Source organism: Nocardia miyunensis NBRC 108239, from assembly GCF_001613065.1.
Taxonomy (GTDB): Bacteria; Actinomycetota; Actinomycetes; order Mycobacteriales; family Mycobacteriaceae; genus Nocardia; species Nocardia miyunensis.
On record NZ_BDBQ01000100.1, the window covers coordinates 25,168 to 45,448 of the forward strand.

General features: G+C 68.4%; 18 protein-coding genes. 14 read left to right on the forward strand and 4 right to left on the reverse strand.

The annotated features are described in order from the left end of the window. Window positions 1-32 precede the first annotated feature (32 nt). Together NM2_RS38500 and NM2_RS38505 are read left to right on the forward strand one after the other, a co-directional pair. The gene (locus NM2_RS38500; protein WP_067680163.1) at window positions 33-1,574 is read left to right on the forward strand and encodes a class I adenylate-forming enzyme family protein; all 1,542 of its coding nucleotides are present in this window, start codon (window positions 33-35) and stop codon (window positions 1,572-1,574) included. 270 nt (window positions 1,575-1,844) lie between these two features. Continuing rightward, window positions 1,845-2,603 carry an SDR family NAD(P)-dependent oxidoreductase gene (locus NM2_RS38505; protein WP_067680057.1) on the forward strand — a complete coding sequence of 253 codons (759 nt, stop codon included), beginning with the start codon at window positions 1,845-1,847 and terminating at the stop codon, window positions 2,601-2,603. Window positions 2,604-2,674: 71 nt separating this feature from the next. On the opposite strand, the gene NM2_RS38510 is transcribed toward NM2_RS38505, so the two are convergent. After that, window positions 2,675-3,511 carry a glucose 1-dehydrogenase gene (locus NM2_RS38510; protein ID WP_067680059.1) on the reverse strand — a complete coding sequence of 279 codons (837 nt, stop codon included), beginning with the start codon at window positions 3,509-3,511 and terminating at the stop codon, window positions 2,675-2,677. Window positions 3,512-3,630: 119 nt separating this feature from the next. On the opposite strand from NM2_RS38510, the gene NM2_RS38515 reads away from it, so the two are divergent. The 10 genes from NM2_RS38515 to NM2_RS38560 all read left to right on the forward strand — a co-directional run bounded on the left by NM2_RS38515 (window position 3,631) and on the right by NM2_RS38560 (window position 15,615). Beyond that, on the forward strand, window positions 3,631-4,440 hold the full coding sequence (locus NM2_RS38515) for an enoyl-CoA hydratase/isomerase family protein (RefSeq protein ID WP_067680062.1): 810 nt from the start codon (window positions 3,631-3,633) through the stop codon (window positions 4,438-4,440). A gap of 45 nt (window positions 4,441-4,485) precedes the next feature. After that, window positions 4,486-5,523: an LLM class F420-dependent oxidoreductase gene (locus tag NM2_RS38520; protein WP_067680166.1), complete on the forward strand. Its 1,038-nt coding sequence runs from the start codon at window positions 4,486-4,488 to the stop codon at window positions 5,521-5,523. After that, a complete protein-coding gene (locus tag NM2_RS38525; protein WP_067680065.1) occupies window positions 5,520-7,007 on the forward strand; it encodes an acetyl-CoA acetyltransferase in 1,488 nt (495 codons plus the stop codon). Before NM2_RS38520 ends, NM2_RS38525 begins: the two co-directional genes overlap by 4 nt. Before the next feature lie 108 nt (window positions 7,008-7,115). Then, window positions 7,116-7,430, forward strand: a complete 315-nt coding sequence (locus tag NM2_RS38530) for a hypothetical protein (RefSeq protein ID WP_067680068.1) — start codon at window positions 7,116-7,118, stop codon at window positions 7,428-7,430. Further along, a complete protein-coding gene (locus tag NM2_RS38535; RefSeq protein WP_067680071.1) occupies window positions 7,427-7,876 on the forward strand; it encodes a Zn-ribbon domain-containing OB-fold protein in 450 nt (149 codons plus the stop codon). Before NM2_RS38530 ends, NM2_RS38535 begins: the two co-directional genes overlap by 4 nt. After that, a complete protein-coding gene (locus NM2_RS38540; protein ID WP_067680074.1) occupies window positions 7,873-9,054 on the forward strand; it encodes a thiolase C-terminal domain-containing protein in 1,182 nt (393 codons plus the stop codon). The genes NM2_RS38535 and NM2_RS38540 overlap by 4 nt, the downstream gene beginning before the upstream one ends. A gap of 15 nt (window positions 9,055-9,069) precedes the next feature. Continuing rightward, complete coding sequence (locus NM2_RS38545) at window positions 9,070-10,515, forward strand: aldehyde dehydrogenase (protein WP_067680077.1); 1,446 nt, start codon at window positions 9,070-9,072, stop codon at window positions 10,513-10,515. A gap of 31 nt (window positions 10,516-10,546) precedes the next feature. Beyond that, entirely contained in the window at window positions 10,547-12,964 is a 2,418-nt protein-coding gene (locus tag NM2_RS38550; RefSeq protein ID WP_067680080.1) for a CaiB/BaiF CoA transferase family protein, read from the forward strand. A gap of 316 nt (window positions 12,965-13,280) precedes the next feature. Continuing rightward, the gene (locus tag NM2_RS38555; RefSeq protein WP_067680083.1) at window positions 13,281-14,105 is read left to right on the forward strand and encodes a mycofactocin-coupled SDR family oxidoreductase; all 825 of its coding nucleotides are present in this window, start codon (window positions 13,281-13,283) and stop codon (window positions 14,103-14,105) included. 16 nt (window positions 14,106-14,121) lie between these two features. Beyond that, entirely contained in the window at window positions 14,122-15,615 is a 1,494-nt protein-coding gene (locus NM2_RS38560; RefSeq protein WP_067680086.1) for an aldehyde dehydrogenase, read from the forward strand. Window positions 15,616-15,745: 130 nt separating this feature from the next. Here NM2_RS38560 and NM2_RS38565 read toward each other — a convergent pair whose 3' ends face one another. From NM2_RS38565 to NM2_RS38575, 3 genes are read right to left on the reverse strand one after another with little or no spacing between them, the layout of a single operon-like run. Then, window positions 15,746-16,411: a TetR family transcriptional regulator gene (locus NM2_RS38565; protein ID WP_067680089.1), complete on the reverse strand. Its 666-nt coding sequence runs from the start codon at window positions 16,409-16,411 to the stop codon at window positions 15,746-15,748. Between the two features lie 47 nt (window positions 16,412-16,458). Further along, on the reverse strand, window positions 16,459-17,358 hold the full coding sequence (locus tag NM2_RS38570; protein ID WP_067680092.1) for an alpha/beta fold hydrolase: 900 nt from the start codon (window positions 17,356-17,358) through the stop codon (window positions 16,459-16,461). 14 nt (window positions 17,359-17,372) lie between these two features. Beyond that, window positions 17,373-18,158 (reverse strand): SDR family NAD(P)-dependent oxidoreductase, encoded by a 786-nt coding sequence (locus tag NM2_RS38575; RefSeq protein WP_067680095.1) that lies wholly within the window; start codon window positions 18,156-18,158, stop codon window positions 17,373-17,375. Window positions 18,159-18,312: 154 nt separating this feature from the next. On the opposite strand from NM2_RS38575, the gene NM2_RS38580 reads away from it, so the two are divergent. Further along, complete coding sequence (locus NM2_RS38580) at window positions 18,313-19,263, forward strand: PDR/VanB family oxidoreductase (RefSeq protein ID WP_067680098.1); 951 nt, start codon at window positions 18,313-18,315, stop codon at window positions 19,261-19,263. A gap of 34 nt (window positions 19,264-19,297) precedes the next feature. Beyond that, window positions 19,298-20,089 carry an enoyl-CoA hydratase-related protein gene (locus tag NM2_RS38585; RefSeq protein WP_067680101.1) on the forward strand — a complete coding sequence of 264 codons (792 nt, stop codon included), beginning with the start codon at window positions 19,298-19,300 and terminating at the stop codon, window positions 20,087-20,089. The last annotated feature ends 192 nt before the right edge of the window (window positions 20,090-20,281 follow it).

Here is a 20,281-nt window from a genome sequence, read left to right on the forward strand (position 1 = left end):
CCGAGCAGTCGGCCAACGAGGAGGAATTCGAAATGAATCTCGCGGATCTGACGCGTTATTGGGGTAAGACCCGCTCTCATCAGCAGGCGATCGTGTTCGGCGACACCGCCGAGACCTGGGCCGAGCTCGATGCGGTCACCGACGCCCTCGCCCGCGGACTGGCCGCGCGGGGCGTCGGCAAGGGCGACCGCGTCGCGGTCATGATGCTCAACCGGCCCGAGCTGGCGCACGTCATCCTCGCCACGCTCAAGCTCGGCGCGATCAGCGTTCCGCTCAATTTCCGGCTCACGGCACCGGAACTCGCGCCGATGGTGGTGGATTCCGCACCGCGCGTGGTGATCGTCGAAGACGGGTTCGCCCCGCTGCTGGAGGTCGCGGCCGAGCAGATCCCGTTCGAGATCTACGCGATCGGCGGCAGCGCGCATCGGCCCTACGACAGCCTGATCGATCCCGGCACCGCGCCGCGGGTGAACATCGCCGGTGACGACGCGGCCTTCATCTGCTATACCTCCGGCACGACCGGGGTGCAGAAGGGGGCGGTGATCACGCACCGCAGTGCCATGGCCCCGGGCATCGCGCAGACCGTCACCCAGGGCTTCACCGCCCGCGACCGCGTGTTGTGCGCCGCGCCGCTGGTCTACACCGGATCGGTGCTGTCGATCTTCATGCAGCTGGTCGTCGTTCCCGGAGCCACGATGGTGCTCCTGCGCGAATACGATCCCGTGATCGCCCTGGACACGATCGAGCGCGAACAGATCACCGCGACAACGGTGGTGCCGGTGATCTGGGAGCGGATGACCACTCTGCCCGACTTCGGCTCGCGCAAACTCGCGAAGTTCACCTTCGCCGGAACCGGCGGAGCCCCGGTCGGCCTGGACCTGGTGGAGTTCTATCGCGATCACGGCATTCCGCTCACCCAGGTGTACGGGCTCACCGAGGCGTCGGGCATGGTCTCGTCGCTGACCTACCAGGAGGCGCTGTCCCGTCCCGGCTATGCCGGACTGGCGCTGGTGGGCACGCAGGTCAAGATCGGCGACCCCGGCGTGGACACCCCGGCCGGTGAGGTGGGCGAGATCCTGGTGCGCGGTGAGCACGTGATGCGGGAGTACTGGAACAAGCCCGAGGCGACCGCGTCGACGCTGGTGGACGGCTGGTTACGCACCGGCGATCTGGGCCTACAGGACGAGGGCGGCTTCCTCAAGATCGTCGACCGCAGCAAGGACATGCTGATCTCCGGCGGTCTCAACGTCTATCCCGCCGAGATCGAGAAGGTGCTGCACCGCATCGAGGGCGTCGAGGACCTCGCGGTGATCGGTGTGCGGGACGATCGGTGGGGCGAGGTGCCCATGGTGGTCTTCCACAGCGAGCGCCCGGCCGCGGATGTCGTCGCGGATATCGCGCTGCTCGCCGGGGCGGAACTCGCGAAGTTCAAACGGCCCAAACACGCTGTCGCGCTGGGGGAGCCGCTGCCGCGGACGTTCTCCGGGAAGATGGCCAAGCCGCTGTTGCGCAAGCAGTTTCCGCAGGCTCCCGCCGATGCCATCCCGGTCGACGGGGTCGCCGCGACCGGCTAGGAGTGCAATGGCGTTCGAGCCGTACCGCCGTGCTCGGGGCAGGAATCCGGGTACCCGGATATCGCGGGATCCCGGCAGAAAGCATGCTGGAACGATGAATGCTCTTGCGGCAACAATGGATTCGCGACTGCCGCCGATCCCGTAGAACTCGCCGACCCGGGTGGCCTCCGTTGCCGCCCGGGTCGGCGGCCGTCCAGAAGGACAACAACAGAAAGAGGTCGACCAGATGACTATCGGTATGCCGTCGGATGATCGGAAGTGGTTGCGGCGATGACGAATTCGACTCCGGACGAGCAGGATCGCGTCGCGGTGGTCACCGGCGCCGGGCGGGGGATCGGGGCCGCGATCGCGCGCCGCCTGGCCGCCGACGGATTCGCCGTGGCCGTGAACTATTCGGCGAGCGAGGGACCGGCGCGGGAGGTCGCGGACAAGATCGTCGCCGAGGGCGGCCGGGCCGTGGCGATCCGCGCCGACGTCGGCGATTCCGCCCAGGCCACGCACTTGATCGAGCAGGCTACCGCCGAACTCGGCGCGCCGACCGTGCTGGTCAACAATGCCGGGATGAACCTGTTCGGTTCGGCGCGGCAGCAATCGCCGCAGGACTGGGATCGGGTGATCGGGGTCAACCTCAGCGGCGCGTTCTACTGCACCCACGCGGCCCTGCCCGCGATGTACGAAAAAGGCTGGGGCAGAGTTGTTTTCGTTACCAGCCCGTCGGGCGGGCGACGGCCCTCGCCCGGGATGAGCGCCTACGCGGCCGCCAAGGCGGGACTGGCGGGCATGACCCGCGCGATGGCGCAGGAGGTGGCCCGGCGCGGCGTGACCGTCAACGCGGTCATGCCGGGTTTCGTCGAGACCGACATCATCGCCTCGGGCGGATCGAAGGCGACGGAAACCCTGTCCGCGACCTGGCCGAGCATACCGCCCGAATCCATCGCGGCCACGGTGTCTTTCCTGGTGAGCGATGACGGGAAGCACGTCTCCGGCGAGGAGGTCGGCGTCTGGCTCGGCGGGCCGGTCGGTATCTGAGCCCGGCCGCCCGGCGCGAGGTGGAGGATCGCGAATCGCGACCACCACCGGCCGCGCCGGGCTCCGCGGACTCAGTCCGGGCGGCGGCTCTGCGCGGTGGCGTCGGCCTCGGCGCGGTAGTTCGACGGCCATCCCTTGCCGAGGGTCAGCCCGCCGTCCACGACGATGTTCTGCCCGGTGACGAACGAGGCCGCGTCGGAGACGAGATAGGCGATGGCTCCGGCGATGTCCGCACCCTCGCCCGCTCGCGGGATCGGCTGGAAGGTTCGCAATCCCTGTCGGACGTTATCGATACTGGCATCGAGGGCCTCGCCCTCGAGACCCGCGCCGTGCCCCTGGATCCGGGTGGCGATGCCACCGGGGGTCACGGCGTTGACGCGGACGCCCAGCGGTGCGAGTTCCCGTGCGGCACTGCGGGTCATCTGCAGGATCGCGGCCTTGGACGCACCGTAGGGATGCGGGCCGAACCCGGTCCGCAGCCCCGCCACCGAGGAGATGTTCACGATCGCGCCGGACCCCTGTTCGCGCATGACGCGAGCGGCGTGTTTGGTTCCCAGGAACGCGCTGCGGGCCAGCACCGCGAACGTGGCGTCCCACTCCTCGAGCGTGATGTCCTCGAGGTAGGTCCACGCGCCGACCCGCCCGGCGTTGTTCACCATGGCGTCCAACCGTCCGAACCGCTCGGTCGCGGTACGGATCGCCGCGGCGAAGTCCTGCTCCCGGGTGACATCGGCATGCAGGTAGAGGGCGTTTTCGCCGAGTTCGGCGGCCACCGCCTCGCCTCGTGCGTCGTCGACGTCGGTCACTACGACCCGCGCGCGGGACCGTGCCAGCAGCGCGCACGTCGCGGCCCCGATCCCGCTCGCCCCACCGGTAACCACGGCGACCTTGCCGTTCAGCTCCATCATCTTCACCAGTCTTTCGATTCCGCTCCGACCTTGAGTTATTAATCTAAAGGTATTAGCTTTATGGTCTACGGTAAAGCCCTTTGGGCAACCCGTCGCCGACGATTCGAGGAAGTCGACACATGTCCGATGTGATCCAGACCGAGCGTCCCCGCCCCGGCATCCTGCTGATCCGGATGAACCGACCGGAGGCGCTCAACGCGATGAACGCCGAACTCATCGAGGCGCTGCACACCGTGCTGGCCGAGGTGCGCCACGATGCGGAGGTTCGGGCGATCGTCCTGACCGGCACCGGCCGCGCCTTCTGCGCCGGCCTCGATCTGCGCGGTTACGGCACCCCGCCCGACGCGTCCGAAGGGGAGGGCCGAGCGCAGGCGGGATTACGCGTGCAACAGCACATCGCGTCCTTGGTCGAGGCGTTCCGCGGTGCCCGTCCGCCGGTCATCGCGGCGATCAACGGCGCGGCGGCGGGCGGCGGCATGGCGCTGGCGCTGATGACCGATATCCGGATCATCGCCCAGGACGCGAAGTTCCACGCCTCATTCATCCAGCGCGGGCTGTCCAATTGTGATATCGGCATCAGCTGGCTGCTGCCTCGGATGATCGGATTCGCCAGGGCCGCACAGATTCTGCTCACCGGGCGTTCGGTCGACGCCGCGGAGGCCGAGCGGATCGGGCTGGTGTCTTCAATCGAGCCCGCTGACAACCTGCTCGACGCGGCACTGGACACCGCGGAGGCGATCGCCCGCAACAGCCCGTTCGGGGTGTGGATGACCAAGGAGGTGATGTGGTCCAACCTCGAGGTGCCGAGCCTGCGCGCGGCGATCGATCTGGAGAACCGGACCCAGATCCTGGCCGCCACGACCCGCGACCATCGCGAAGCGGTGCACTCGTTCCTCGAGAAGCGCCCGCCGGTCTACCGGAATCACTGACAGGACAACAGCTTTGACGACAGCAACGAATGGCGGGTGGATGCGGTGAAGGTCGGTGTGATGGCCGGATACTGGGGTTCGCACCCGCCCCGGCGGATGGAACAGACCATCGCCGAGGCCGAGGCGTCGGGCGTGGACAGCTTCTGGACCGCGGAGTCCTACGGCTCGGACGCGCTGACGCCGCTGGCCTGGTGGGGCGCGCGGACCAGCCGCATCGCGCTGGGGACCTCGGTGTGCCAGATCTCCGCGCGCACGCCCACGGCGTTGGCGATGGCCGCCCAGACCATCGACCATCTCAGCGGTGGACGGCTGATTCTGGGCATCGGCGCATCCGGCCCGCAGGTGGTCGAGGGCTGGTACGGCCAGTCCTATCCGCGTCCGCTGGAACGCACTCGCGAATACGTCTCGATCATGCGGTCGGTGTGGCGGCGCGAGGAGCCGGTCACGTTCGAGGGCAAGCACTTTCAGCTGCCCTACCAGGGCGGAACCGGCCTGGGCAAGCCGCTGAAGTCCATCGTGCATCCGTTGCGCTCGGACATCCCGGTCTACATGGGAGCCGAAGGACCCAAGAACGTCGCGCTGGCCGCGGAGATCGCCGACGGCTGGACGCCGCTGTGGTTCTCGCCGAAGACCGACGACTTCTACCGCGCCGCTCTCGCCGAGGGTTTCGCCCGCGAGGGCGCTCGCCGCACCGCCGAGGACTTCGAGGTGGCCAATGTGTGCTGGCTGTCCGAGGATGAGGACGTCGAGCGCGCGGCCGCACGCCTCAAACCGGTCGTGGCGCTGTACGCGGGCGGAATGGGCGCCAAGGGGGCGAATTTCCACAACGACGTATTCGTCCGGATGGGCTGGGGCGAGGCGTGCGCCGAGGTCCAGCGGCTCTATCTGGCCGGACGCGCCGACCTGGCCGCACAGGCGGTGCCCACCGCGATGGTGGAGGACGTCGCGCTCGTCGGACCCGTCGACAAGATCTGTGAGGACATCGTGAAACGTTGGAAGCCAACAGTTTTGACCACGCTCATTCTCGGCGGCTGGCCCCGGCCGCAGTCGCGGGAGCGGATCCTCGAGGCGGTGCGCTCATGAGCCTGGATCCCCGGACTCCGATACTGGTCGGCGGCGGCCAGATCAACGAGCGCGACGGCGCGCGTGAGCCAGCCGCGCTGATCGCCGACGCGGCCACCCGCGCCGCGGCCGAGGCGGGCAGCACTCGCCTGCTCGAACTCGTGGACTCGGTGCGGATCGTGGGGCTGCTCTCATGGCGGTATCGCGATCCGGGCGCGCTGGTCGGCGCATGGATCGGGGCAACACCCCGGCACACCGGCTACACCGGCAGCGGCGGCAGCACGCCGCAGGTGCTGGTCAATCAGGCCGCGGAGGATATCGCGGCCGGACGCTGCGATGTCGTACTGATCGGCGGCGCGGAATCCTGGCGCACACGAATGGCTCTGCGCGCGAAGGGATTGCGTCCACACTGGACCGAGCAGGACGAGTCGGTTCCGGCGGCCCCGATGCTGGTGCCCGAGGTACCGATGCGGTCGGAGGCCGAGCGGCGCGCCGGGCTGGACCGGCCCGCCTACATTTATCCGCTGTTCGAGCAGGCGTTGCGCATCTCGGCGGGGCGCTCGACCGAGAAGCACCGCGAGGCGATCGGCGCGCTGTGGTCCCGCTTCAGCGAGGTCGCCGCGACCAACCCGTACGCCTGGACCCAGCGGGCCTACACCGCCTCGGAGATCATCACCCCCGGCGAGAGCAACCGGCAGATCACCTCGCTCTACACCAAACTGCTGAACTCCAACAATATGGTCGAGCAGGGCGCGGCGGTGCTGATGTGTTCGGTGGAAACGGCTGAGCGACTGGGGATTTCGCGGGACAACTGGGTCTTCCCGCAGGCGGGTACCGAGGCGCACGACACCTACGACATCGCCGAACGCGGTGCGCTGGACCGTTCGCCCGCGATCCGGCACGCGGGTGCGCGGGTGCTCGAGCTGGCCGGTGTCGGCACGGACGATATCGCCCACATCGACGTGTACTCCTGCTTCCCGTCCGCGGTCCAGGTCGCTGCGCTCGAACTCGGCCTTCCCACCGACGATCCCGACCGCCCGCTCACCGTGACCGGCGGACTCACCTTCGCTGGCGGGCCGTGGAACAACTACAGCACGCACGGGATCGCGACGCTGGCCACCCGGTTGCGGCAGTCGCCCGGCGACTACGGATTGCTCACCGCCAACGGCGGCTATCTGACCAAACACGCGTTCGGGGTGTATCGCACCGAACCGCCGAGCGAGGGTTTCCGCCGCGTCGACGTGCAGGAGCAGGTGGACCGTGAGCCCACCGTCCGCGCGCATCCCGACTACGCGGGCCCGGCGGTGTCCGAGTCGTGGACGGTCGTCTACGACCGATCGGGTGAACCGGAACTCGGGTTCCTGGCCGCTCGCACGCCGGACGGCGGACGCACACTCGCCTCGACGCGTGCGGCCGAGGTGCTGGCCCGGCTGGCGAGTACGGAGGCCGCCGACGAGCCGGTCGTGGTCGAAGCCGAGGGCGAGTTCCGGTTCTCCGACGATTGACGGGTCAGCGCACCCGGTCGCGGTCGAGGATTGACCGCATAAACCTAAAGACTTAAGGTAAAAACACTGGCGACGCACGCCGTCACCTGGGAAGCGAGGAGAACTCGAATGTCTGATCAAGACTTCCGCGAACTGTACGAGCGGCACGTCGGCAAGGTCGCCAGCGGCGATTTCAAGGGCGCCCTGGCCGATATGGTGCAGGAGAACATCCCCGCGGTGTTCGAGGGCGTGACCGTTCCGCGCGGCACGGTGAACAGCTTCCGGATCCAGGACGTGCGTGCCGAGGGCGGCAAGCAGATCGGGGAGACGGTCTACGACACGCCGAAGGGCGTGATCGGCCTGCGCTCGATCTGGGAACTGCACGAGGGCGTGTGGAAAGCCGCCGCGCTGCAGAACTTCCCGGTGTCCGGGGAATCGGCATGAGCGAGACGCCGACCCTCGAACTACCGTGGGGGCCCGCCGCCGACGGCCTGGACCGGCCCTACTGGGAGGGCTTGGCCGAAGGCGAACTGCGGTTGCAGCGATGCGGCAACTGCCGGGAATGGATCTGGGGCCCGCAGTGGATCTGCGCGACCTGCCATACCTTCGATCCGATCTGGGAGCGGGTCGAGCCGGTCGGCACCGTCTACGCCTGGGCCCGCAGTCACTACCCCTTCATCGCCGAACTGGCCGACCGGGTGCCGTACGTGACGGTGCTGGTGGAACTGCCGGGAGCCGGAAACCGAAGGGTGCTGGGGCTGCTCGTGGACGATGCGCCCGAGAACGTGCGGATCGGCGACCAAGTCACCGGACATATCGAACTCGATCCCGGAGCGACGTGGCCCCTGCTGCGGTGGCGCCGCGTCGATACCGAAGGGGTGCGCGAATGAACGCGACGTTGCGCGGCGCGGCCGCGGTGGTCGGTACGGCCGAGTTGCATTACAAGCGAGGCCAGGCCCCGCACGGCGAAATGCGGATGACCCTCGAGGCCATCGTCTCGGCCTGCGCCGACGCCGGAATCTCACCGAGCGAGCTGGACGGCTTCGTCTCCTACGCCGGCGGTGGGTACGACGGCGCGATACTCGGCGGTGCGCTCGGCGTCCGGGACGTGCGCTGGTCCAACATGATGTGGGGCGGTGGCGGCGGCACCGTCGCGGCCGCGATCAACAATGCCGCCATCGCGATCGCCACCGGCCAGGCCGAGACCGTCGTGGTGTATCGCTCTATGGCACAGGAGAATACGGGCCGCCTCGGTTACGCGAAGTACTTCTACGGGCCGCACTACCTCGCACACGGCATCGGTTCCCCGGCGCAGATCTGCGCACTGCGCACCCAGCGGCTGCTCGAACACGACGGGGTGCCCCGCGACGCGATGCGTGCGCTGGTGCTCGCCGCCTACCGGCACGCGCAGAACAATCCGACCGCCGCCGGCTACGGCAGGCCGCTGGATGAGGAGAGCTACGAATCCTCGCGCATGATCACCGAGCCGTTCCACCTGTTCGACTGCTCGCGCGAGAGCGACGGGGCGGTCGCGCTGGTCCTGGTCTCCGGTGAACGCGCCCGCAGCATCCGCCCGGACGCGGCGTACGTGCTGGCCGGAGCCCAAGGCGCACCGGGCGGATATTCCTCGCTCATCGATAACGACGACCTCTACACCAGCGCCGGATTCGCGGGCCGTCCCGGACGGCCCGGAGTCGCGGAACGGTTGTGGTCCGCGGCTGGTCTGACCCCTGACGACGTCGACGTGGTCCAGGTGTACGAGAACTTCAGCGGCCCGGCCATCGCCGCCCTGATCGATCACGGCTTCGCCCCCGCGGGCCCGGCGGCCGGGGAGATCCTCACCGCCGACAATCTCACCGCCGGAATCGGGAAGCTCCCGGTGAACACCAGCGGCGGCAATATCGCCGACAACTTCGTCAACGGTATGGGACTGGCCGTCGAGGCGGTCCGCCAGATTCGCGGCACCTCCACCAATCCCGTTCCGGGAGCACGACTCTCGCTGTTCATCGGCGGCCCGATGGCCCCGCTGGTCAGCTCCACCCTGTTCGGGCACGAAGACACCCTCTGACCTCGAGGACCGACAATGGACACCACGCACGACCGGCCCACCCTGTTCATCGACGGGGACTGGACCACGCCGACCACGAACGCCGCGTACGACGTCATCGAGGCCGCCACCGAGAAGACGCTCGGCACAGCGGCATTGGCCGCCCCCGCCGACATCGACGCGGCCGTGGCGGCCGCACGCCGGGCGCTGGCGACCTGGCGTGCCCTCGACGACGCCGAGCGCGCCGATCACCTCGATCGCTTCGCTGCCGCGTTGAAGTCGCGCGCCAAGCAGACCGCGGCGCTGGCCAGCCGCGAGAACGGCATGCCGATCTCGACGTCTATCAGCGTCAACGGCTACGCCCCGGCACTGATGATCGGCTACTACGCCCGCCTGATCCGCGAGGCGACGCGAGATGATGTGCGGCCCAGCGTATTCGGCGGCCGGACGGTCGTCCGCCGGGAACCGGTCGGTGTGGTGGCCGCCATCACGCCGTGGAACTATCCGCAGTCGCTCGCGGCGATGAAGCTGGGACCCGCGCTCGCCGCGGGCTGCACCGTCGTGCTCAAGCCCTCGCCCGAAACTGCTTTGGACGCTTATGTTTTCGCCGAGGCGGCGGTCGAGGCGGGACTCCCGCCCGGTGTGCTGAACATCGTGCCCGCCGACCGGGAGGCGGGGGCGTACCTGGTCGAACACCCGGATGTGGACAAGGTGGCGTTCACCGGGTCCACCCCGGCCGGGCGCGCGATCGGCGAGGTGTGCGGCCGGTTGCTGCGGCCGGTAACGCTGGAACTCGGCGGCAAATCGGCGTCCATCGTCACCACCGACGCCGATCTCGACGAGTTCGCGGCCAAGCTGCTCGAGGTCTCGCTGGTGAACAACGGCCAGACCTGCCACGCCGGAACGCGGATCCTCGCGCCGCGTTCGCGATACGACGAGGTGGTCGACGTGGTCACCGAAACGGTCCGTTCGCTGAAAATCGGTGATCCGCTGGACCGGGCCACCCAGATCGGGCCGCTGGTCAGCGCGGCGCAGCGCGAGCGCGTCCTGAGCTACGTCGAGTCCGGGCGCACCGACGGTTACCGGATCACCACCGGTGGCGGCGTTCCCGACGAGCAGCCGGTGGGCTGGTATGTCGAACCGACCGTGTTCGAGGGGGTCGACAACGCCGCGCGCATCGCCCAGGAGGAGATCTTCGGCCCGGTGCTGACCATCACGCCGTTCGACACCGAGGACGAGGCGATCGCCATTGCCAACGACTCCCTGTACGGCCTGGGCGGCACGGTGTGGACCACCGACGAGGAGCGTGGTCTGGCCATCGCCGACCGCGTCGAGAGCGGCAGCTTCGGCGTCAACCACTATCTGCTGGATCTGGATGCCCCGTTCGGCGGCGTCAAATCCTCCGGTCTGGGCCGCGAACTCGGCCCGGAGGGACTCGCGCCGTACTACCGCACCAAGTCGGTGTATTTCGGCACCCGCTGAAGCGCCGGACACCGATCGAACGGAGCCAACGATGACACTTCCGCTGGAGGGCACCCGCGTTCTGGACCTCACCGATGGTCTGGGCGAATCCTGCGGCCGGTATCTGGCCGATCTCGGCGCGGAGGTGATCCGCGTCGAACCGCCAGGCGGATCGCGCTCGCGCGCGGCGGCCCCGACGGTCGCCGGGACGAGTATCGCGTTCGCCTTGCGCAATGCCAACAAACTGGGCATTACCGTCGACCTGGCCACCGCGGCCGGGGTCGAGCGGTTCCGGGAACTGGCCCGCGGCGCGGATATCGTCGTGGAATCCGCCGCGCCGGGACGCCTGGCCGAACTGGGCGTGAGCGCGGCCGAGATACGTTCTGCCATACCGGGTTTGGTGTGGACCTCGATCACCGGCTTCGGGCAGACCGGGCCGTATCGGGAGTGGGTCGCCACCGAACAGGTGCTGTACGCGCTCTCGGGTGTGCTGTCCCGCTCGGGCGCTCCCGGTGCCGACCCGCTGTTGCCGCCCGCGGGCCTGGTCGAGGAAACCGTTGGCGCGCACGCGGTGTGGGCGACCCTGCTGGCTTACCGCCGCCGACTGGAAACGGGACGCGGTGAGACGGTTGACGTTTCGGCGTTCGAGGCGGTGGTGCACGGCTTCGATCCGGGTTTCGGCACCCAGGGGTCCGCGGCCGCCGGACGTTCGGAGGACTTCCCGCGCGGGCGGCCCAACGCCGCGGACTTCTATCCCGTGTTCGCTTGCAAGGACGGGCACGTGCGGATCTGCCTGCTGGCCAAGCGGCAGTGGCGGGGCATGTTCGAATGGCTCGGCGCGCCTGCCGAATTCGCCGATCCGAAATACGACACGATCCCCGCGCGGTTCGCGGCCGCCGATCGGCTCCACCCGCTGATCGGTGAGCTGTTCGCCACTCAGACACAGGCCGAGCTGGTCGAGCAGGGCGCGCGTCGCGGTGTGCCGGTCGGCGGGGTGCACACCCTGGCCGAGGTGCTGACCACGCCGCATTTCGAGGCTTCGGGCGCGCTCGTGGACACGGAGATCGTGCCGGGGACGCGCGCGAAAGTGCCCTCGGGGTACGTCGGCATCGGCGGTGTGCGAGCCGGAATCCGCACGCGCGCACCGCAACCCGGTGAGCACGACAAGATCGTGCCGCCGCGAGGCCCGGCCGCGAGCACGGGTACCGGCGACCCCTCGGCCGCTCCGCTGGCCGGTCTGCGGGTGCTGGATCTGGGCGTGATCGTCTTCGGCGCGGAACTCAGCAGGCAGTTCGCCGATTACGGCGCGGACGTGATCAAGATCGAGAACGCGAACTTCCCGGACGGTCTGCGCCAATCCAAACGCGGTGCGGCCCTGGCCGCCTCGGTGGCCTGGGGGCATCGCAACAAGCGGAGCCTGGGCGTGGACCTGCGGCGGCCGGAGGGCGCGAAGCTGTTCCGGCGGCTGGCCGCCGAGGCGGATGTGGTGCTGGCCAACTTCAAGCCGGGCACCCTCGCGGCGATGGGTCTGTCCTACGAATCCCTGTCCGAGATCAATCCGGGCATCGTGGTGTCCGAATCGAGCGCCTTCGGCGCGACCGGGCCGTGGCACACCCGGCTGGGATACGGTCCGCTGGTTCGCGCCTCGTGCGGGGTGTCGGCGCTGTGGCGCTATCCGGACAACGCGGAACTGCTGTGCGACGGGCAGACCGTCTATCCGGACCACATCGCCGCGCATATCACCGCCGGTGCGGTCCTGGCCGCGCTGATCGCCCGCCGCCGCAGCGGCCGCGGCGCGAATATCCAAGTGGCACAGGCTGATACCGCGCTCGTCCAACTGGGCACCCAGCTCGTCGCCGAGGGGCTCGAACCGGGGTCGGTGGTAGCGCCGGGCAACGCGGATCCGTATTGCGCCCCCAGTGGTGTCTACGCCTGCGCCGGTGACGACGAATGGTGCGTGGTCACCATCGCCGACGACGCGCAGTGGCGGAGCCTGTGCGAGGTCCTGGGCCGCCGCGATCTCGCCGATGACGAGCGCTTCTCGACTGTGGCGCAACGGATCCGGCACCGCGACGAGGCGGACACGGCGCTGGCGGAGTGGGCGCGCACGCGTGATCCACAGCAGGCGGCCGCCGAGTTGCAGGCCGCCGGTGTTCCGGCGGGCCCGATGCTGCGACTGCCGCAGTTGCTCACCGACCCGCACCTGACCGCCCGCGAGACCTACACCCTCGTCGAGCACGACCTGCTGACCACGGATCTGCCCGCAACGGCCCGTGCCGCGCGATTCGCGGAGATCGCCGACCCACCGACCCGCCCGGCCCCGCTGCCGGGCCAGCAGACGCGGGAGATCTGTACCGAGCTGCTCGGCATGTCCGAAGCGGAGATCGACGCACTGGTTCGCGACGGAGTCCTGCAACCACCGGCCGATGATCCGGCGCTGTTGGCCGAAACCGCGGAAAAACTACAGTAGATAGGTTTATCCTAGGCAAACCTATGGCCTGTCGAGTATCGATAGGCAATAGGTTTGCTTCGGTATATGTGCAGGTAGGCGCTCGATAGGTCGTCAGGATTAAGCGATACAAGATATAAATGACGATATCTGTCAATCGTTGACCTGAAGGCGTGTGGACGCTACGGTGGTGTGACGCCATTCACAGCCGCTCGGCATGGCCGAGCCGGGTCCACGGTCGACGCGAACCGCTTCGCACGGTTACGCCTCGACTTCCCGGGCATTCCCGCGGCGAATCCGGCGGGCGTTCGGAAACGTCAGTTAGAGAAGGAATTTCATGAAACGTCTCGAAGGCAAAGTCGCTTTCATCACCGGTGTCGCACGTGGGCAGGGCCGTTCGCACGCCGTGCGCCTGGCGCAGGAGGGCGCGGCGATCGTCGGCATGGACATCTGCGCGCAGATCCCGTCGGTGTTCTATCCGATGGCCACCGAAGAGGACCTCGCCGAGACCACTCGCCTGGTCAAGGAGGCCGGCGGGAGCATCGTCACCACGATCGGCGACGTGCGCGACCGGGCCGACGTGCAGCGGGCCTACGACGCGGGCGTGCAGCAGTTCGGATTCGTCGACATAGTCGTCGCCAACGCGGGCATCATGCCGGTGATCGACCAGGGCAGTGAACCGCAGGCGTGGCACGACGCCGTCGATACCATGCTCACCGGCGTGTGGCACACCCTCGAGGTGGCCGCCCCGCCGATGGTCGAGCGCGGCAAGGGCGGCTCGATCACGATCACCAGCTCGGCGGCCGGACTGACGAGTATGGGCCTGAACACCTTTCCCGGACAGGCGGGCTACTCCGCCGCCAAGCACGGTGTCGTCGGGCTGATGCGGCTGTACTCCAAGCAGCTGGCCAAGCACTTCATCCGGGTCAACACGATCCACCCGACCGGTGTGAACACCCCGATGGTCGCCAACGCCGAATACGGCGCGTTCGTGAACTCCCACCCCGAGGTCGCCAACGACGAGGCGTACAAGAACCCGATGCCGGTGGAGCTGATCGAGGCGATCGACATCAGCAACGCACTGGCCTTCCTCGCCTCCGACGAGGCCCGATACATCACCGGAGTCACGCTGCCCGTCGACGCCGGCTACAACAACCGCTGAAAAAGGGGATATCTCGATGACCACCACCGACACGGCTGTCGCCACACCCGCGGTCGCCGACCGCGAACAGGTCTTCATCGGAGGCCGCTGGGTCGACTCGACCGGCGAGGAATGGATCGATCTGATCGACCCGTGGACCGAACAGCGTGCCGCCCGAATCCGTAGCGCCACAACCGAAGACGTCGCCCGCGCGGTCGAGGCCGCCCGGCGCAGTTTCGATTCCGGCGTTTGGTCGGGTAAGACCATGGCCGAACGAGCCGATGTGGTCGACGAGATCGGTACCCGGCTCGAACAGCGCATCGATGAGCTCACCCCCATCGGCGTAATCGAGGTCGGCGTCCCGGTCACCGTCAGCGGCATGACCCAGCAGATGAGTGCGGGGCTGTTCCACGCGGTGGCCGCCGAGGCGCGCGGCTTCGAACAGCGCGAGGACCGTGTCCGCGCGGACGGCGGGGTGTCCCGGATCCTGCGCGAGCCCACCGGCGTCGTCGCGGCGATCATTCCGTGGAACGGCCCGATCGGCACCATCGCCTTCAAGGTCGCCCCGGCCCTGGCCGCGGGATGTTCGGTCATCCTGAAGGGCGCACCGGACGCGCCGCTGTCACCGGCGGTGTTCGCCGACGTGATCGCCGAACTCGTCGCGGAGGGCCGTCTGCCCGAGGGCGTGGTCAGCGTGCTGATCGCCGATCGGGACGTCTCCGAGACCCTGGTCACCAATCCGGACGTCGATCACATCACCTTCACCGGTTCCACGGCCGCCGGGCGGCGCATCGCGGCCCTGGCCAGCGACCGGATCGCCCGCGTCTCGCTGGAATTGGGCGGAAAGTCCGCGGCGATCGTGCTGGACGACGCCGATCTGAACCATGTCCTGCAATCCCTGCCGATGGGCGGCTGCATGCAGTCCGGTCAGGCATGTATCGCGCTGACCAGGGTGCTGGTCTCGCGGCAGCGGCACGACGAGGTGGTCGCGGCGCTGGCGGCCGCCTACGGTGCGCTGCCGATGGGCAATCCGTGGGAGCCGCAGAACTTCCTCGGCCCGCTGGCCGGTGCGCGGCACCGCGACCGGGTGCAGGGCTATATCGACACCGCCGTCGCGGACGGCGCGCGGATCGTGGTCGGGGGAGCGGCTCCCGAGGGCGTCTCGCAGGGCTACTTCGTAGCGCCGACCCTGCTCGACGGCGTGCGCAACGATATGCGCATCGCGCAGGAGGAGGTGTTCGGTCCGGTCATCTCGGTGATCACCTACGAGGACGAGGACGAGGCCGTCGCGATCGCCAACGAATCGGTCTACGGTCTGTCCGGCGCGGTCTACACCGAGGACCTGGACCGGGGTTACGCTCTGGCGCAACGGATTCGGACCGGAACCGTGAGCGTGAACGGTGCGGTGATCGACTTCACCCTGCCGTTCGGCGGTTACAAGCAGTCCGGTATGGGACGCGAGGGCGGCGTCGAGGGGCTCGAGGAGTTCTTCGAGACCAAGACGGTGCACATGCCCGCTCCGGCGCAGTAGCAGGTCGACGGATCCCGCAGATACGAACTGCCGGTGCCGGTCGGATTACCGACCGGCACCGGCAGTTGCGTTTCGGATCGTACGGCTGACGCACCCCGATTCCGGTGCGGTGCGGCCTCGGACCGGTGCCCTATACCGCGGGGACGGCGGCGTCGTCCGATTGCTCGGCGGCTCGCGCATTCTCGTGGCGCATCACGCCGTACAGGAAACTGCGGACCATCTCCTCGTACAGGCCCTTGGAGGTCAGTGTGTTCTCCGAGAGCGCGCGGGCCAGGATCGGCTGCGAGGCGGGATCGACATTGGGGAAGATCGTGGTGCGAGTACTCGGGCCGCGCATCGCATCGGTCAGGGCGGTGCCCAGGCTCAGCCGTTCCATGCCGTCCAGGATCTGCACGTGCAGATGCGTCGGCACGCCCGATGCCTCGAGGAAACGAGCGGTCTCCTCGTAGGTGCCGATGAGCAGATCACGCGGAAGGTATTGCAGCAGAATGGGTGCCGCGTTGGGATGGCGCAGAATCGACCGGCGGAAATTCAGCGCCAGCTGCACGAAGTATTCGGGCCAGTCCGGGCCGGGCTTGCGGCGGGGGGTCGGCCAGGCGCCGGCGATATGGCGTGCCACGGAGGCGAGAATGGCCGACCGGTCCGCGAAATGGTGATACAGCGAGGGCGCGCTCACGCCGATGTATTTGGCGAGTTTGGGCAGACTGAATGCCTCGAGACCCTCCGAGTCGATGATCTCGATGGATGCCTCTATCACTGCGGAGCGGCTGATCAGAGGTTGTGAAGGTCGGGGCATTTGCGGCTTTCCAGTCGGTTCGCACCAGGGTGATCACCCTGGTGCCTTCACGGTCGATGGTATCGGGTGACCGGTCCCGGACGGTGATTCACCACCGCCTCGTCGAGAAATTCGAGCAGGCCCTCGGTGAGTACATCGTTGTCGTCCCCGCCGACCATGTGCCCGGCTCCGCCGACATCGATATGACGTGCGCCGGGAATCAGCGTCAGCAGGTCCCGCACTCCTTCGGAACTCACCACATCGGATTGCGCGCCGCGAATCAGCAAGGTGGGCACCGTGATACGGCGCGCGGCCGTGCTCGCCCATTGCTCCCGCGTCGCCGCGCGGTCGGGGGCGTTGTCGCGATGGTTGATCATGCGCGGATCCCAGTGCCAGTACCACCGGCCCTCCCGCAGGCGCAGGTTCTTGCGCAGCCCCTCGGGGCGTGGTGGCCGCCGCCGGTGCGGGTTGTAGGCGGCGACGGCCGCCGCGGCGGCCTCGAGGGAATCGAATCCGGCCAGTCCGTCGCGCATGAACGTGGTGATCCGGTCGACCCCGGCGGGTTCGGATTTGGGAGTGATGTCGACCAGGACCAGCGCGTGCGCGAGGTACGGATGCCCCCCTTGGGCGAGCAGTGCGGCCATGCCGCCCATCGACGCGCCGACCATGACGACGGGTCCGTCGAGTTCGGGGACCATCGCGACCACATCGCGCGCGTGCGCGATGAGCGAGTAATCGCCGTCGGCGGCCCAATCGCTGTCCCCGTGCCCGCGCGCGTCCACGTTCACCGCGTGCCATCCGTGCTCGGTCAACCGCGTTCCGGTGCGCTGCCACGAATGGCGGGTCTGGCCGCCGCCGTGCAGCAGCAGGACGGTGCCCAGCGCGTCGGCGCGCTGGGCGGGACGCCGGTCGGCGACGAGGGTGACGCCGTCACCGGGCAATCGGACGACGGTGGTGAGATCGCTCATTGGTTCTCCTGTGGTCAGTGCCCGGACGTGCCGCCGTCGACGGCGAGGGTGGATCCGGTCACATATCCGGATGCGGGTGAAGCCAGGAACACCACCGCCGCGTCGATCTCGCGCTGGGTACCGGTCCGGCCCAGCGAACAGTTCCGGAGGAATTCGGCCAGGGTCGCCTCGGACATCTCACCGATCATGTCGGTTTCGACGAAGCCGGGCGCGATCGCGTTGACGCGGATGCCCTTGCGTCCGGACCACTGGTGCGACAGATCGCGGGTCAGCCCGATCAGCCCGGCCTTGCTCGAGGCGTACGCGGCCTGCGGCAGAACGGATTTGATCAGGCCGAGCATGCTCGCGACGTTCACGATGCTGGATCCGGGCCGCATGACCCGGGCGCACGCCTGCGCCGCCCAGTACGCGCCGAACAGGTTGACCTCCAGGACGTTTCGGTAGTCCTGTGGATCCTCGTGGGTGGCGGGAGCGACATGGCTGACCCCGGCGTTGTTGACCAGGATGTCCAGGCGGCCGAACTCGTCGACGGCTGCCTGCGCGAGCGCGTCGCACTGTGTGGGATCGGTGACGTCGGTCGGCACGACCAGGCACCGGCGGCCGACGGCCGTGACGGTTTCGGCGACCTGCTCGAGTTTGTCGCGGCGGCGGGCCGCGATCACGACGTCCGCGCCCGCCTCGGCGAGCGCGCGGGCGAAGCCCGCTCCGAGCCCGGTCCCGGCTCCGGTCACCACGGCCACGCGCCCGGTGAGTCCGAACAGATCCAGCACCGATCCGGCGGGGTGGTCCGTGGTGTCCATGCGGTAGCTCCTCCTCGCAACGCCAACTAGCTAAAGACTGTAGGTTTATACATGCTATAGGCAGGTTGCTGCAGCCGTCTAGCTGGGTATTGCACTCAGTAAATCTAATGGCTTAAGATTTAGTGACTGTTGTTCCAGTGGACGGATAGGGTTGATGAGCGAAGATCGGACACCCCGCCGGATGCGGGTTATCGGCAAGGAGTCCGTGGCCGCCGGTGTGGTCGCGGTGACGCTGGCCGACGCCGACGGCGGCGAGGTGCCCGAATGGGAACCCGGTGCACACATCGATCTCGTGCTGGGCGACATCACCCGCCAGTACTCGCTGTGCGGTGATCCGGCCGATCGGCGGTCGCTGACCGTGGCCGTCCTGCACGACCCGAACGGTCGCGGCGGCTCGGCCTACGTCCACGACAAGCTCGAGGTCGGCGACCTGATCCCGATCGACGGGCCGCGCAACGCATTCGGGCTGTCCACGGCCGAGTCCTACCTGTTCGTCGCGGGCGGGATCGGCATCACCCCGCTGGTGCCGATGTTGCGCGCGGTCGACCAGCAGCGCCGTCCGTGGCGGCTGCTGTACGGCGGTCGCGCGCGCACGAGCATGGCATTCGCCGGTGATCTGGCCGCGACCCATCCGGACCGGGTCGACGTACGCCCCCAGGACGAATACGGACTGCTCGACCTGGACGCGGCGCTCGACGCGCTCGAGCCCGGTGCCGCGGTCTACTGCTGCGGCCCGGAGCCGCTGTTGCAGGCGATCGAAAATGCCTGCCGCGCACGCGATCTCACGCTGCACGTCGAACGTTTCACGCCACGCGAAATCGATCCGGACGCGCCGGTGACCTCGTTCGAGGTGGAACTGGCGAGTACCGGAGAGGTGGTCACGGTCGAGGAATCCGAATCCGTGCTCGACGCGCTGGAGCGTCGCGGTGTGAATGTCGACTTCTCCTGCCGGGAGGGCACCTGCGGAACCTGCGAGGTGGCCGTCCTGGCCGGTCGGCCTGATCACCGCGATTCCGTGCTCACCGACGACGAAAAGGCCGCGAACGACGCGATGATGATCTGCGTCTCGCGCAGTTGCACACCCCGGATCATCCTGGATCTGTAGACCACCACCCCAGCCCACACGTCAGGAGACACTGTTGTCCCAAGCCGAACCCGCCGCCCTGTACGAGGTGAGCGATCACGTCGCCGTGGTGACCCTGAATCGCCCCGATGCCCTCAATGCCGTGAATGCGGCCGTTTCCGTTGCGGCGGGCGCGGCTCTCGAACGAGCGGCGCAGGATCCGCAGGTGCGGGTCGTCATCATCACCGGCGCGGGCCGGGCGTTCTGCGCCGGCGCGGACCTGAAGGAGATCGCGGCCGGGCGCAAGGTCCACGATCCGGACCACCGGGAGTGGGATTTCGCCGGGATCGTGCGGCACTGGATCTCCAAGCCGGTGATCGCGGCGGTGAACGGATTCGCGATGGGCGGTGGCACCGAGATCGTGCTGACGGCGGATCTGGCCGTCATCGATGAGCAGGCGTCGCTGGGGCTGCCCGAGGTCCGGCGCGGACTGATGGCCGCCGCGGGCGGTGTGCTGCGCATCCACCGGCAGGTGCCGCCGAAGATCGCCGCGGAGATCGCGTTGACCGGACAGCCGATCTCGGCCGCGCGAGCCTATGAACTCGGCCTGGTCAATTCCGTCGCCCCGGCCGGGGGAGCCCTGGCCGCCGCGCGCGAGCTGGCCGCGGTCATCGCCGCGAACGCGCCCGTGGCGGTGCAGCAGAGCAAACGTGTGATGCACGAGAGCGCTGCGGCGCACACCGGATGGGCGGAGGAGGATTGGAAACTCAATCGCGACGCCGCTCGGATCGTCATGAGCAGTGAGGATGCGAAGGAGGGGCCGCGGGCTTTCGCCGCCAAGCGGGCGCCGAAGTGGACCGGGCAGTGACGGTGGTGCGCCGGATTCGCCGGGCCGCGGCAATCCTGCGTGAAACATAAGACAAATAACGATTGACGTAATATGTAAGCGCATGTAGTGTGGGTCACACTCGGGCATGCCGCGAAACCGCTTCGCCGGAACCCGATGTCCACACATCTCGAATCATCCAGAATCCCGACGCCGGATCGCCGGCCGTCCCGG